Consider the following 13,440-nt stretch of genomic DNA (forward strand, 5'->3'; position numbering starts at 1 on the left):
TGTGAGAGGAACCGGTGAGCGACCCAAAGACGAGCCAGTATTCGGCTGCGGCTCCGGCCTTCGCCCGCCTGGTCGCCCAGCATTTGGTGATGAAGCCGTACATCTGGTCGGCCCTCACTGTGAACCTGCATGGCCTGCGCAACCTGGACGACCTGAAGCCGCCGTTCGTGGTGATCGCGAACCACTCCAGCCACCTGGACGCCCCGCTGATCTACGGCTCCCTGCCGCGCCGGCTCTCCCAGAACCTGGCCGCGGCCACCGCCGGCGACTACTTCTTCAACAGCTGGTACAAGGCGCTGCCGACCAAGCTGTTCTTCAACTCGTTCCCCGTGGTCCGGCAGGGTCACGCCAACCGCAATGGCCAGCGCGGTCTGGCCGCCAAGCTGGTCAACGACGGCGTCCCGATCCTGATCTTCCCCGAGGGCACCCGGTCCCGCACCGGCGCCATGGCGAACTTCACTCCGGGCGCGGCCGCGCTGAGCATCTCCCGCAACGCCCCGATCGTGCCGATCGCCCTGGTCGGCGCCTATGCGGCCATGCCGTACGGGGCCACGGTTCCGGTGCCGGGACGTCCGCACGTCCACGTGGTGTTCGGACGCCCGCTGCGGGCCACTCCTGGCGAGACCGCGAACCATTTCGCCGAGCGGCTGCACCGCTACGTGGTCGAACTCCACGACAGCACGGCACGCGCCTACGGGATGCCGACCCAGGCCGACTTCGCCCGCGCCGTGGCGCTGCGTTCCGCAGCCGCCCGCGCCGATCAGGCCGCCGACGGCGCCGTCCGAGCCGAGCCGGAGTCAGCCTCCGGGCCGGAGACCAGCCCAGCGCCGGCAGACCAGCAGATCCCGTTGGCAGCCGACGAGACCGTGGTTCGGCTGGAGCCGCCGGACGAGATCGTCCCGCTCAGTCCGCCGGAGCCGGTCGTCCCACTGGAACCACCGGACTCGACCGACTCAGACCAGGCCTAGGCCCGCCGGACTCAGGCCGCGGTGGTGGCCGCGACTTCAGCCAGGCTGGTGGTTCGGCGCCGGGTGATCGCGATGGCGCTGGCGGCCAAGGCGATGATCAGCCACCCGACCAGGGTCAACGTGGACGTGGTGGCTGCCCCCGATTCGGTAACGACCGCCCGCACCGCATCCAGCGCCGGGGTCAACGGAGAGAAGGCCCGCAGTCCGCTGAGCAGTCCGTCGGTGGCCGGCCCGAGCGAGATGGCCGTGGTCACCACGGCGAAGCCGATCGAGATCAGCCGGCCCAGACCACCCAGCCAGGCGACCAGTGCATGGTTCACCATCACGAAGGCCAGGGCAGCGACCAGCAGGACGCCGGTCACCTCCAGCCACTTCTGCCAGGACAGGCCGAGCCCAGGTTGGGCCAGCCCGGCCAATGCCAGGGCTTGCAGGCCGACCACGGCGATGCCGGGCACCAAGGCCCGAGCGATCAGCAGGACGGTCGGCTCCGGCGAGCTGAGCAGGCCGCGTCCGATCGCCTTGACCACGGCATAGGTGGCCAGCGCACCGACCCACAAGGCCACGATCAGCAACAGGCTGATCCAGCCGATGTTGGTGTTGGCCAGCCCGTCCAGGCCTTCGGTGGCCACCGGCTGGGCGACCACACTGGCCAAATCGGTTCGCTCCGAGCTGGAGTAGCTGGGCACCTTGTCCTTGCCCTCGGTGATCCCGTTGGCCAGCTTCCACAGCCCGTCGGTGAACTTGGTGCCGCCGGTCTTGGCTTGGGCCAGGCCGGAGCTGAGCTGGGCCGAACCGTCCGCGGCCTGCTGGATCCCACTGGCCAGCGCCGGGATCCCGTCGGCGAGCTGGTCGGTGCCGGTGGCCAGCTTCTTGCCGCCGGCGATCAGCTTCTTGAGCTGTGCGGTGGTGGTGCTGACGTCCGGAGCCCCGGCGGCCGCCTGATCGGCGGCGTCGGTCAGACTGGACGCCAACGCCGACGCCCCGCTGAGCAGGCTCTGGTGAGTCGAGGGATCTTCCTGGCTGAGCCCGCCGGCCGCCCCCTGAAGGGCCTGCGCGGCCCCCTTCAGTGACCCGACGCAGCCGGCCCCGGCCGTGGCCAGGTGGGCGAGGTCGGTGGTCACGCCACAGGCGGAGTGGACCGCCGAGATTGCTGCTGCGCCGTAGGTGCCCGGATCGGCAGCAGCGGCGTCCAGCACGTTCTGCACATTGGTGGCGCCCTGGCTGGCCTGGCTGGCCTGGCTGAGCAGCGAGCTCTTGTAGGTGCTCAACCCTCCGCTCAGTCCGGACGCTCCGTCGGCCGCCTGCTTGAGCCCGCCGATCAGGGCGACCTGCTGCGGCAGCGAGTCGATCGTCGACTGGGCCAGCTGGTTGGCGCCGGCCACGTAGCCGGCCGTGCCATCGGCGAGCTTGCTCACGTCGCCGGGCATCGAGGACGTCTTGTCGGCCATGGTCTTCAGGCCGCTGGTGAGCTTCGCCGAGCCGTCCGCGGCATCGCCGATGCCGGAGACCAGCTTGTCGCCGCCCTTGGCCAGGTCGGTGGCGCCGTCGGCCATCGTCGAGAACTGCTTGCCCAGGTCGTTGAAGCCCACGTAGATATTCTCGAGGTAGCCCGAGGTCAGGGTCTCGTTGAGCGAGTCGGCCGCGGCCAGCGCGACCACCTTGCCGAGAGTCGCGTCAGCCACGCCGGCCACCGGAGAGGTGGACAGCTCGATGGTGGCCCGCTCGGCGGTGGCGGCGTCGTTCTTCGAGTAGGACGTGGCTGCCGCAGAGAAGTTCTTCGGGATCACCACCATGGCCGCATAGCTGCCGTTGGCCAGGCCGGCCTTGGCATTGGCCTCGGTGTCCAGCCGCCAGCCGAGGTTCTGGACCCGCTGGGAGTCGACCAGGTTGGCGGTGAGCTGACGGCCCAGCGGGATGTACTTGCCGTTGAGAGTGATCGGCTCGTCGAGGTTCACCACGGCGGCGCGGACCTGCCCGAAGCGGTGGTCAGAGGTCAGGCCGGCCATCAGGAAGCCGCCGGCGACCAGCAGCGGGACCAGGACCAGTCCGAGCAGGCTCCACCAACGGGCCGGGGTGGAGTTCACCAGTTCGGTCTTCACTTGCTCGCTCCTTCCAGCGCGCGGTGGGAGGCCAGATGCAGCACCCGGTAGGGCACCGGCAACCAGCCGTCCAGCTCGGCGCCGGGGGAGACCCCCAGCAGCCAGGTGATCGGGGTTGGCGAGTCGGCCGAGGCACTCAGCGCCTGGGTCAGCAGGGTGTCGCGGCGCTGACTGAGGTCGTCGGCGGAGTCGACGCAGACCAGGCCTCCGTGTTGGCGGCCGAGCAGCCGCTCGAAGTCGGCGGTTCCGGCCGACAGCATGGCGGCCTGCGGACGCAGCACCGGCGCCTCCTCCGGCAACACCAAGCCGAGCACCTTCAGCCGTCCCTCGGTGAGCTTCAGTCGTCCGGAAAGTGCCATCAGCAAGGCCCGGCGCTGGGCCGGCTCGGCTTCGATGACCAGCACCTCACCGGGCTCCACGCGCAGTTCGAGCTGGTCGAAAATGATCCGGTCCTTGAGCCGGGCGCTGAGGCCCTGGCCGACCACGGCCGCGGTGTCGCCGGGGGCGGGCCAGTCGGCCAGTTCGAGCTGGCGAGCCAGCGACTCGCCCTCGATGTCGAGGGACGGCAGCCGGCGATCCAGCCACTTCGGCAGCCACCAGGCGTGCCGGCCGAGCAACTTCATCACTGCCGGCACCAGGGTCATCCGGACCACGAAGGCGTCCAGGGCCACCCCGACGGCCAGGGCGAAGGCGATCGGCTTGATGGCACCCTCACCGTTGGGGACGAAGAAGGCGAAGACCGCGAACATGATGCCGCCGGCGGCCGCGACCACCTTGGCCGAGTGGACGAAGCCGTCCTCGACCCAGGTCGTGGTGCTGCCGTGGACGTACTCCTCCCGCATCCGGGAGACCAGGAAGACCTCGTAGTCCATGGCCAGCCCGAACAAGATGCCCATCCCGATGATCGGCAGGAAGCTGATCACCGGCCCGGCCTCGGGCAGGTTGATGGCCTGCCGGAACCAGCCCTGGTTGAACACCAAGGTGGTGGCGCCGAAGGCCCCGCCCAGGCTGAGCAGGTAGCCCAGGGCCGCCTTGATCGGCACCCAGACCGAGCGGAAGACCATGGTCAGCAGGACCAGGGACAGCCCGACCACGAAGATGCCGAACGGCAGCAGGGCGTCCCGGAGTCGCTCGGTGACGTCGATGGTCACCGCGGTGAAGCCGGTGACGGCGGTATCCACGCCCCACTCGGACTTCCATTGCCCCTGGTGATCGCGCAGTTGCTGGACGAGGGTTGCGGTGGCCGGATCGTCCGGGCCGGTGGTCGGAATGACTTGAACCATGCCGGTGTCGGCATTGGCGTTCGGGGTGGACGTGGCCACCATCTTCACCCCGGGCATCGCCTCGATGTCGGCCTTCAGCCCGTCCATGACCTTCATGGGGTCGTCGGACTCGACGATGTTGGCGGTGACGATCAGTGGCCCGTTGGCGCCGGCCCCGAAGATCTTGGTGATCTCGTCGGCGGCGACCCGGTCCTGGGTGCCCGGCAGCGAGCGTCCCGAAGTCGGCAGGGCCAGGTAGAGGTCCTTGGTCGGGATGGCCAGCGCACCCAGCCCGACCAGGACGATGGCCACCGTGACCAGCGGCCACTTGGTGACGGCCTTGACCCAGCCGCCGGCGATGTTGAGGCTGCGCCGAGGCCGCTTGTTCTTCTTCGGTTTGGGCGCCTTGGGCCGCAGCCGGTCACCGGCGAAGCCGAGGAAGGCCGGCAGCATGGTCAGCGCCAGCAACACCTCGACGGCCACCCCGACCGCGGCGAAGATGCCCATCACCGACAGGAATGGCAGCCCGGCGATGCTCAGCCCGACCAGGGCGATGATCACGGTGAGGCCGGCGAAGACCACCGCGGAGCCGGCGGTGCCGACCGCGCGGGCCGCGGACTCCTCGACGTCCATCCCGCTGGCCAGCTGATCGCGGTGCCGGGACAGGATGAACAGCGCGTAGTCGATGCCGACTGCCAGGCCGAGCATGATGGCCAGCATCAGGGTGGTCGAGCTGACCGAGATCACCCCGGCCGCGATCTGGGTGATCATCACGGCGATGCCCACCCCGGTGATCGCACTGCCGATCGGCATCATCGAGGCCACGAACGAGCCCAGCGTCACCAGCAGGACCAGGACGGCCACGCCCAGACCGAGCGCCTCGACGATGCTCAGGTGCGGCACGTGGATGCCGAAGATCTCACCACCGGCGAAGGCCTTGGTGCCCGGCAGCTGCTCCGCCAGCGAGTCGGCGACTTCGGTGATCTGCTCGCGCTGGGCGTTGGTGACCAGCGAGGCCGTGGTGTTCACCCGGACGGTCACCCGTCCGCTGCGTCCGTCGGAGCTGATCAGGCCGTCCACGTGCTCGTTGTAGGGGCTGACCGTGCCGCGGACGAAGCTGAGGTCGTCGAACTTCTTCAGCCAGGTCTCGACCTTCTTCTTCACCGCCGGGTCTTCGAGCTTGCTGCCCTCGGGCACGGTGATCAGCACGGTGGCGGTGGCGTCCGCGGCTTCGGGGAAGGTGGCCTTCAGCTGATCGAGGGCGATCGTGGAGGCCGCATTCGGCACCCGGAAGCTGTCGTCGAACTTGCCGCCGATGGTGAAGGCGAGCGCGCCGAGCACCACCAGCACCAGCAGCCAGGCGGCGACGACGCGGCCGCGGGCACGGTAGCTGGCCCGTCCGATGCGATACAGGAACGACGACATGCAGGACCTTCCGGGTGACTGTGCGCTGTCTTGAGGTCACCGGAGGAGAGGTCAAGTCTCCGCGTTGTCGGTGCGCCCGATACACAACTGTATGCGATACAGCGGTGTACCCAAATCGCAGGAAGCGGGAGAAATGCCCGAGCCCAGGCGGAAACGACTGCAGTACTACGCCGATATGCGGATGCGGCCAGCCTGCTGAGCCCGTCCGAACCCGATGACTGAACCTCTCGAGGCCCGATCGGACGCCGGGATCCACACCCCGCGCCGTCGGGTTGCCTGCCGAGGCGCGAACTCCCGACTAGGCTGGACGGGTTGGATACAGTGGCGTATCCGGCGGGCGAAGATGGGGGTGACGGTGTCCAGCGAAGTGGTGAGTAGGCGGCGTCAGCAGACTCTCGATCGACTGGTGGCGGCGGCCATCGACGTGTTCGCTGAGCGCGGCGTCGAGGCGGCCAGCGTCGAGGAGATCTGCGAACGAGCCGGCTTCACCCGGGGTGCCTTCTACTCCAACTTCGACTCCAAAGAAGAGCTCTGCCTGGCCATCGTCCGGCAACAGAGTGCACTGATGCTGGAGTCGACCCGCCAGGCGCTGGCCGCGATCCCGGAGGCCACCGTCGACGACGGCTCTCTGGACGAAATCGTGGCCAAAGTCGTGGCCCTGGTGGACGCCGAGATCGGCCATGAGCACAACTGGGTGGTGGTGCGCGACGAGCTGCGCCTGTACGCCTACCGCAACCGGTCGTTCTGGCCGCCGCTGCAGGCGGCCACCAATGAGGTCTCCGAGCTGTTCCGGGAGGCCATCCAGGAGGCCTTCGATCGGCAGCAGGCGCAACTGCTGATTCCGGTGGAGCAGTTCATCGTGACGCTGGACGCCTACCGGGAGCGACTGCGGCTGGAGGAGATCCTCGGCTCCGACCGGGCCGACCACGCGAGCTGGCGGGCCGGAATGGAGAAGCTGATTCGGGCCCTCGTGGTCCTTCCCGAACGCGCCACCGAGGGCGGAACCCACTAGGCTGAAGGCATGACCGCAGCCAGCGTCGAATCATTCAATCTGGCCAACTCGAAGCTGACGGTGGTCGGCGCGGGTTCTGTCGGAACGTCCATCGCCTACGCCGCACTGATCCGAGGCTCCGCCCGTCAGATTGCGCTCTACGACATCGATGCCAAGAAGGTCGAGGCTGAGGTCCACGACCTGGCCCACGGCACCCAGTTCACCCCGACCTCGGTGGTCACCGGCGGCGCCGACATTGCCGTGGCCAAGGACTCCTCGGTGATCATCATCACCGCCGGCGCCCGGCAGAAGCCCGGCCAGACCCGACTCGAACTGGCCGGCGTGAACGCCGAGATCATGACCAAGCTCGTCCCCGACCTGCTCGAGCAGGCGCCGAACGCGGTGCTGGTGCTGGTCACCAACCCCTGCGACGTGCTCACCGTGGTCGCCCAGAAGGTCAGCGACCTGCCCTATGGACGGGTGCTGTCCACCGGGACGCTGCTGGACACCTCCCGCCTGCGCTGGGCCATCGCCCAGCGGGCCGGCGTCTCGCTGTCCAATGTGCACGCGGCCATGCTCGGCGAGCACGGCGACACCGAGTTCCCGATCTGGTCGTCGGCCTCGATCGCCCAGATCCCGATTCGAGGCTGGACCGACCCGGCCGGAGAGCGGATCTTCACCGAAGAGGTGCTGGCCACGGTCGCCTACAACACCGTCCACGCCGCCTACGAGATCATCGAAGGCAAGGGTGCGACCAACTACGCCATCGGCCTGGCCGGGGCCCGGTTGGTGGAGGCGATCCTGAAGGATCAGCGCAAGATCTGGCCGCTGTCCAGCGTGCTCACCGACTACCGCGGCGTCTCCGGCGTGGCCCTGTCGGTGCCCAGCCTGGTCGGCCCGTCCGGCATCGAGCGCACCTTCGAGTTCCCCATGGACGCCCACGAGATCAGCTTGCTGAACAAGTCGGCCGCCGCGATCCGGGCCACCCTGAACGCCATCGGCTTCTGACCTCTGGGACGGCTCGCCCGTCCACAGCTCGGTGGGACGGTTCGCGCCGCCCCGGACGCCGTACTCCCAGCCAAGGAGACAGTCATGACCACACCGCTGGCCGCCGCGCAGGCCGCCTACGACGAGCTCGCTGCGCTCGGGCTGAAGCTGAACCTGCAGCGCGGGCAACCCTCCGACGCCGACTTCGACCTCTCCGACGCGCTGCTGACCGCGGTCACGCCCGGCGAGACCACCATGGACGGGGTCGACCTGCGCAACTACCCCGGCGGGGTGGCCGGCCTGCCCAGCGCCCGGGCGCTGTTCGGCCGCTACCTGGGCCTGGATGCGGCCAACGTCGTGGTCTGGAACAACTCCTCCCTCGAACTCCAGGCGCTGGTGCTGGGCTTCGCGCTGCTGCACGGCCTGCCCGGCTCCACCGGCGGGTGGGTGCACGATCGTCCGAAGATCGTGGTGACCACGCCCGGCTATGACCGGCACTTCCTGATGCTCACCACGCTCGGCTTCGAACTGATCAGCGTGGGGATGGAGCCGGACGGCCCGGACGTCGCCGCCATCGAGGCCGCAGCTGCCGACCCGGCCGTGCGCGGGGTGTTGTTCGTCCCCACCTACTCCAACCCGGGCGGCGAGACCATCAGTGCCGAAAAGGCAGCTCGACTAGCCGAAATGGTGACGGCTGCGGCCGACTTCACGATCTTCGCCGACGACGCCTACCGGGTGCACCACCTGGGCCAGCCGGACGCGGCCGTGAACTTCGTCGAGCTGTGCGCGGCGGCCGGCCATCCGGACCGGGCGTTCGCGTTCGGCAGCACTAGCAAGATCACTTTCGCCAGCGGCGGCCTGGGCTTCGTGGGGACGTCGGCGGCCAACGTGGCCTGGCTCTCCCGGCTGCTCAGCGCCCAGAGCATCGGCCCGAACAAGGTCGAGCAGGCTCGGCACGTCCGCTTCCTCGCGGGCTACCCGGGTGGGCTGGACGGCCTGATGCGCGCCCACGCCGCGCTGATCGCCCCCAAGTTCGCCGCCGTGGACGAGGTGCTGTCGACCGAACTCGGCACCGACGGCAGCTACGCCACCTGGACCACGCCGCGCGGCGGCTACTTCAGTTCGCTGTTCACCACCGCGCCGGTGGCGGCCCGAGTGGTCGAGTTGGCCGATGCGGCCGGAGTGAGCCTGACCCCGGCCGGTGCCACCTATCCGGGCGGAGTCGATCCCGACAATCGCAACATCCGGCTGGCGCCGACCCGTCCACCGCTGGACGAGGTGCGCACCGCCATGACCGTGGCTGCGGCCTGCGTCCGGCTGGCCACCGAGGAGTATCGGGCCCGCTGAGGTCGGACGCCGAGGCTGGCCGAGCCGGCCTCAGCCGAACAGGCTCCAACCGAGCCGCGCCGCCAAAGCGGCGGTGGCCGCCCGTCCGCGGACCGAGTTTCCGGCCTCGTCCAGGCGCGGTGAGAAGCTGCCGATGCCGGCCCGACCAGGCACGACGCTGAGGATCCCGCCGCCGAGCCCGGACTTGCCGGGCAGGCCGACCTGGTAGAGCCACTCGCCGCTTCGCTCGTAGAGCCCGGCAGTTGTCATCACGGCCAGCACCGGGGCGCTCACTACGGCCGGCACCACCTGGACGCCGGTGAGCGGGTTGCGTCCGGCGTGGGCCAGGGTGGCGGCCATCACTCCCAGATCGCGGGCCGAGACCTTCAGGCAGGACTGGCGCGAGTACAGCTCGAGCGCCTCGGCCGGCTCCCCGACCAGCAGGCCGCGCAACGCGAGTGCCTCGGTGAGCTCCCGGTTGCGGACGTTGGTGGCGGCCACGTCGGCCAGCAACTCCTCGTCGAGCCGCAGCTCACGTCCGGCGAAGGCGGACAGGGCGCTGCGTAGCGCGTCCCAGCGTTCCACCAGGGACGTCCCGGGCAGCCGTGAGCAGGTGGCGATGGCGCCGGCGTTGACCATGGGGTTGGTCCGACCGTCGCGGCGCTTGCGGACCGGCTCGACGGCGTTGAACGTGTCGCCGGTGGCGTTGACGCCGAGTTCGTCGGCGGCGCGCGCAACGCCCAGCGTCTGGCAGACCACCGCGAAGGTGAACGGCTTGGCCGCGCTCATCAGGGCGAACTCTGCGGTGGCGTCCCCGGCTTCGGCCTGGGATCCGTCGACCAGGGTCACGCTCAGCCCGAACTGCTCGGGGTCGGCACCGGCCAGGCTCGGGTAGACCGCGGCGTTGTGGCCGCCCTGCTCGGGCAGCACCTCGGCGTAGGTCGCGGCCAGTGCGCGGGCCACGGACGATTCGGACATGGCGGCGACCTTAGTAGGGTTCAGGTCATGGCACATGTCCTGGTCACCGGTGGCGTGCGTAGCGGCAAGTCCCGCTACGCAGAACAACTGCTGGCCGATGTCGAGCAGGTCACCTACCTGGCGGCCGGCTACCCGACCGGCGACGACCCGGAGTGGAACGCCCGGGTGGCCGCGCATCAGCTGCATCGCCCCGCCTCGTGGCGGACCGTCGAGACCTTGGAGTTGGCGCAGGGCGTCCGGGAGGCGGACAGGCCGGTGCTGATCGACTGCCTGGGCACCTGGCTGACTCGCACCTTCGACACCTGGGAGGCCTGGGAGGCCCCGGTCGCCAGCTGGGAGCCGCGGCTGAATCGGGAAGTCGCCGAGCTAGCGTCCGCGATCAGCGCGCACCCGTCCGACGTGATCGTGGTCACCAACGAGGTCGGCTGGGGTCTGGTCTCGGAGTACCCGGCTGGACGCATCTTCGCCGACCACCTCGGACGGCTGAACCAGGTCATCGCCGCGGCCTGCGATCAGGTCGTCCTGCTGGTCGCGGGACGCCCGATCACCCTCTAGTCGAGAACGACTCAGCCCACCGTCTGCACGCTGGCCAGGATTGCGACCAGCTGGTCGAGTTCGGCCGGAGTCGGGTTGTCGGCGGTTCCCACTCCCAGCACCTGCACGCCGCGGTGATTCCCGAAGTGCAGCAGGCTCTGCTCACGATCGCCCTTTGACAAGGCCAGATATGCGCTCGCAGCGAACTGGCCGCCGTTGACCCAGCGCACCTCGACCGGTCCGGCCGCTGCGGCCGTGGTCTCGTTGAAGCCCAGCTCCATGGCCGCCTTGGCCGACACCTGCGTCAACCGTCCGAGCAGCTCCGAGTCGGTCTTGTGGGCGAAGTACTCGTTGCCGTCCATGGCCAGCCCGACCTTGACCTGATATCCGCTCGGGGCCGTGATCGCCCAACTCTGCGACTCGGCATCGTGGCTGAGCTTCCAGCCGTCCGGATACCGCAGCCGAACCCCGGCCTCGGCGACGGTGAGCGTGCGCCAACTCTCGTCGGGAGCGACGGCTCCGAGCACCGGCGTGCTCATCGAGTCGAACTGGGCCAGCACGCCGCCCACCGGCGTGGTGGGGTCGTAGTCGAGGTTGAGCCGAGCGCTGGCCAAGATCATCATCACCGTTCGCCTCTCCTCGTCGTCGGTGGTGGAGCCACCGAGGTTGTCCAGCGCGGTTCCAAAGGTAAACAGCGCCTCCCGATGAGTACTCAGCGGATTCGTCGGTCCCACCGCGATCGCTGCCGGTCCCACCGATCCGTCGGCCGCCCTGACGGCCAGGAAGAAGTCCTCCCCGTGCTCGCCCGCTTCCGACCGCGCGACCGAGATCGGGCGCGCGACGGCATCCTTGGGGTCGCCCCACCCGGTCAGCTCCGGGACGTCGACCAGCACCCGGGGAGACCGATGTGAGCTATCCGCCACGCTGTCCGTGGCTTCGAAACCGTTGCGGGCGAGAACCACCGGAGTCATCGAACTCCCCTTCGGCGGCAGCAAGGTCAACTCGCACCCAGACATAGAGCAGCCGGCGGTGCGCCCGATCAGGCCACTGATCGACCAGTCCTTGGGGATGCCGAAAGTGATCGGGTATTCCTTCGACACAAAGAGCTTCCAGTCGTTCATCGGCTCGAACGTGTACGGGCGAGGTGGGGTCGACGCCGGTGTGGCGATCACCGCGGCCGAATGCGTCCAGCCCGGGACGACGAAGACGGCGCACGCGAGGACCGCCGCGGCAGCAACGCCACTGACCACGCCCGATGTGCGCCGGCGGCGCCGACTGGTGGCGGCCAGGTCGGCCGGATCGAGAGCAGGACGGAAGGCGTCGGCCGTGTCCTGCAGATTGCGTCGAAGCTCGTCCATCGGGTCGGTCATCACAGTTCTCCCTCACTCAGATGCGTCCGCAGGGCAGCCACTCCACGGGAGACGAGTTTTCGGGCGTTCGCTTCGCTGACTCCGAGCAGTTCGGCGACCTCGGCGAAGCTGCGGTCCTCCATCACGCGAAGGATCACCGCGATCCGCTGACGATCGGGCAACCGCCCGACCAGGCTGAGCGCCCAGTCGGCGTCCGCGAGGCGCACAGTCGGGTCAGCGCTGGCCGGCTCGCGATCGCCCAGGGCCACCAAGCGGTACAACTTGCGGCGAAGGGAGATCTGTCGGTTCACGATGGAACGACGGACGTAGGCCAGCGGGTCTCCGCTTTCGCTGAGGCGTTGCCAGCGCGGGTAGACCGCGATCAGGGCGTCTTGGACGATGTCCTGCGCGTCCTGGCGATTCCCGGTGACCATGAGCGCGAAGCCGGCCAGCGACGAACCGTTGCTGGCCACGAAACTCTCAAAGCTGGTCGTCGGTGTGACCGCCACCTGCACAGCGTATTCGCTCACGCCTCGTCCCTCGGTGTCTAGGTGGACGGCTGCCCACACCCATACAACGCACCGGCGCCCCGATTTGGGACACACCTTCGAGTCCGGTTCCGCAGGCGGTCTTGGGCAGCCCGGGGACGGTTCCTGCCAACTCCCCTGACAAGGGTGGACGGTACGGGAACCGTCCCCAATGCCGTTCAGGTCGTAGGGCTGGTTTCACCGATCGGCCGGCCGACTACCAGGCGATCGAGGCCACAATCAGCATCACGGTGGCCGCGAGTTCCACCCCGGCGCCCAAGACGTCACCGGTGAGACCGCCGAGTCGGCGCCGAGCCGTCCGAGACAGCCAGAGGACGGCCGCCAGAGCGAGCGGCAGCGCCACGATGGCACCGATCAGATGTCCGGTCAGCCAGCCGGTGGCGGCCGTGATCAGCCAGGCCACCAGGACCGCGACCAGGGCGGACGGTACCGGAACCGTCCCCAGCACCAGGGCGCCGAGGCCACCGGGACGAGCCGGAGCCTGACCGCGCCGGGTGAGCACGGCCAGCGCCACCCGGGCGCCGGCCAGCAACAACGCGACCTGCAGCCAGCCCCAGGGACGCGCCAGCAGCACCGGCACCGCAGCCGCCTGGGCCAGGTAGACCAGCGCCAGCGCGACCGCGCCCATCGGCCCGACGTCGCCGCGCTTCATGATGGCCAGCGAGGTCTGTGGATCGCGGCGGCTGCCCAGTCCGTCTGCGGTGTCGGCCAGGCCGTCCGCGTGCAGGGCACCGGTGGCCAGCAGCCCGACCGCCACGGTCACGATCCCGGCCACCAAGCCGGGCAGGCCCAGCAGCAGACAGCCCCAACCGGCCAGTGCGGCCGCCAGGCTGATCGGCAGCAGCGCCAGCGGTGCCAGCAGCATGGCGCGCCGAGCCGCGTCCCGGTCGACCCCGTCCGGTGCGGGCACCGGAATCAGCGTCAGCAAACCCAGGGCCAGGCGAAGTCCGTTCACGTTCTGCACCCTAGCCAC

The 13,440-nt window shown here is 69.4% G+C and carries 11 protein-coding genes; 5 read left to right on the top strand and 6 right to left on the bottom strand.

Going from position 1 to position 13,440, the window contains the following annotated elements; genetic code table 11:
• Positions 1 to 14: 14 nt before the first annotated feature.
• Entirely contained in the window at positions 15 to 968 is a 954-nt protein-coding gene (locus tag ATK74_RS13400; RefSeq protein ID WP_098461510.1) for a lysophospholipid acyltransferase family protein, read from the top strand.
• A gap of 11 nt (positions 969 to 979) precedes the next feature.
• Here the strand turns inward: ATK74_RS13400 and ATK74_RS13405 are convergent, their stop codons facing one another.
• Both ATK74_RS13405 and ATK74_RS13410 read right to left on the bottom strand, forming a co-directional pair.
• Positions 980 to 3,067, bottom strand: a complete 2,088-nt coding sequence (locus ATK74_RS13405) for a YhgE/Pip domain-containing protein (protein ID WP_098461511.1) — start codon at positions 3,065 to 3,067, stop codon at positions 980 to 982.
• Positions 3,064 to 5,754, bottom strand: a complete 2,691-nt coding sequence (locus ATK74_RS13410) for an MMPL family transporter (protein ID WP_098461512.1) — start codon at positions 5,752 to 5,754, stop codon at positions 3,064 to 3,066. The genes ATK74_RS13405 and ATK74_RS13410 overlap by 4 nt, the downstream gene beginning before the upstream one ends.
• A gap of 355 nt (positions 5,755 to 6,109) precedes the next feature.
• Here ATK74_RS13410 and ATK74_RS15540 point away from each other — a divergent pair, with 355 nt between their 5' ends.
• The 3 genes from ATK74_RS15540 to ATK74_RS13425 all read left to right on the top strand — a co-directional run bounded on the left by ATK74_RS15540 (position 6,110) and on the right by ATK74_RS13425 (position 9,079).
• A complete protein-coding gene (locus ATK74_RS15540) occupies positions 6,110 to 6,766 on the top strand; it encodes a TetR/AcrR family transcriptional regulator (protein ID WP_211283384.1) in 657 nt (218 codons plus the stop codon).
• Positions 6,767 to 6,775: 9 nt separating this feature from the next.
• Complete coding sequence (locus ATK74_RS13420) at positions 6,776 to 7,753, top strand: L-lactate dehydrogenase (RefSeq protein WP_098461513.1); 978 nt, start codon at positions 6,776 to 6,778, stop codon at positions 7,751 to 7,753.
• An 84-nt stretch (positions 7,754 to 7,837) separates the two neighbouring features.
• Positions 7,838 to 9,079, top strand: a complete 1,242-nt coding sequence (locus tag ATK74_RS13425; protein ID WP_098461514.1) for an aspartate aminotransferase type Ic — start codon at positions 7,838 to 7,840, stop codon at positions 9,077 to 9,079.
• 30 nt (positions 9,080 to 9,109) lie between these two features.
• On the opposite strand, the gene glsA is transcribed toward ATK74_RS13425, so the two are convergent.
• Entirely contained in the window at positions 9,110 to 10,036 is a 927-nt protein-coding gene (glsA, locus tag ATK74_RS13430) for a glutaminase A (protein ID WP_211283385.1), read from the bottom strand.
• Between the two features lie 27 nt (positions 10,037 to 10,063).
• On the opposite strand from glsA, the gene cobU reads away from it, so the two are divergent.
• Positions 10,064 to 10,591 (top strand): bifunctional adenosylcobinamide kinase/adenosylcobinamide-phosphate guanylyltransferase, encoded by a 528-nt coding sequence (gene cobU / locus ATK74_RS13435; RefSeq protein ID WP_098461516.1) that lies wholly within the window; start codon positions 10,064 to 10,066, stop codon positions 10,589 to 10,591.
• Positions 10,592 to 10,602: 11 nt separating this feature from the next.
• Here the strand turns inward: cobU and ATK74_RS13440 are convergent, their stop codons facing one another.
• From ATK74_RS13440 to ATK74_RS13450, 3 genes are all read right to left on the bottom strand, one after another.
• Positions 10,603 to 11,940, bottom strand: a complete 1,338-nt coding sequence (locus ATK74_RS13440; RefSeq protein WP_143483679.1) for a hypothetical protein — start codon at positions 11,938 to 11,940, stop codon at positions 10,603 to 10,605.
• Positions 11,940 to 12,449, bottom strand: coding sequence for a sigma-70 family RNA polymerase sigma factor (locus tag ATK74_RS13445; protein ID WP_169923862.1), 510 nt, complete (start codon positions 12,447 to 12,449; stop codon positions 11,940 to 11,942). Before ATK74_RS13445 ends, ATK74_RS13440 begins: the two co-directional genes overlap by 1 nt.
• A gap of 214 nt (positions 12,450 to 12,663) precedes the next feature.
• Positions 12,664 to 13,422: an adenosylcobinamide-GDP ribazoletransferase gene (locus ATK74_RS13450; RefSeq protein WP_169923863.1), complete on the bottom strand. Its 759-nt coding sequence runs from the start codon at positions 13,420 to 13,422 to the stop codon at positions 12,664 to 12,666.
• Between the last annotated feature and the right edge of the window lie 18 nt (positions 13,423 to 13,440).

The organism is Propionicimonas paludicola (assembly GCF_002563675.1).
In the GTDB taxonomy this organism is placed as follows: Bacteria; Actinomycetota; Actinomycetes; order Propionibacteriales; family Propionibacteriaceae; genus Propionicimonas; species Propionicimonas paludicola.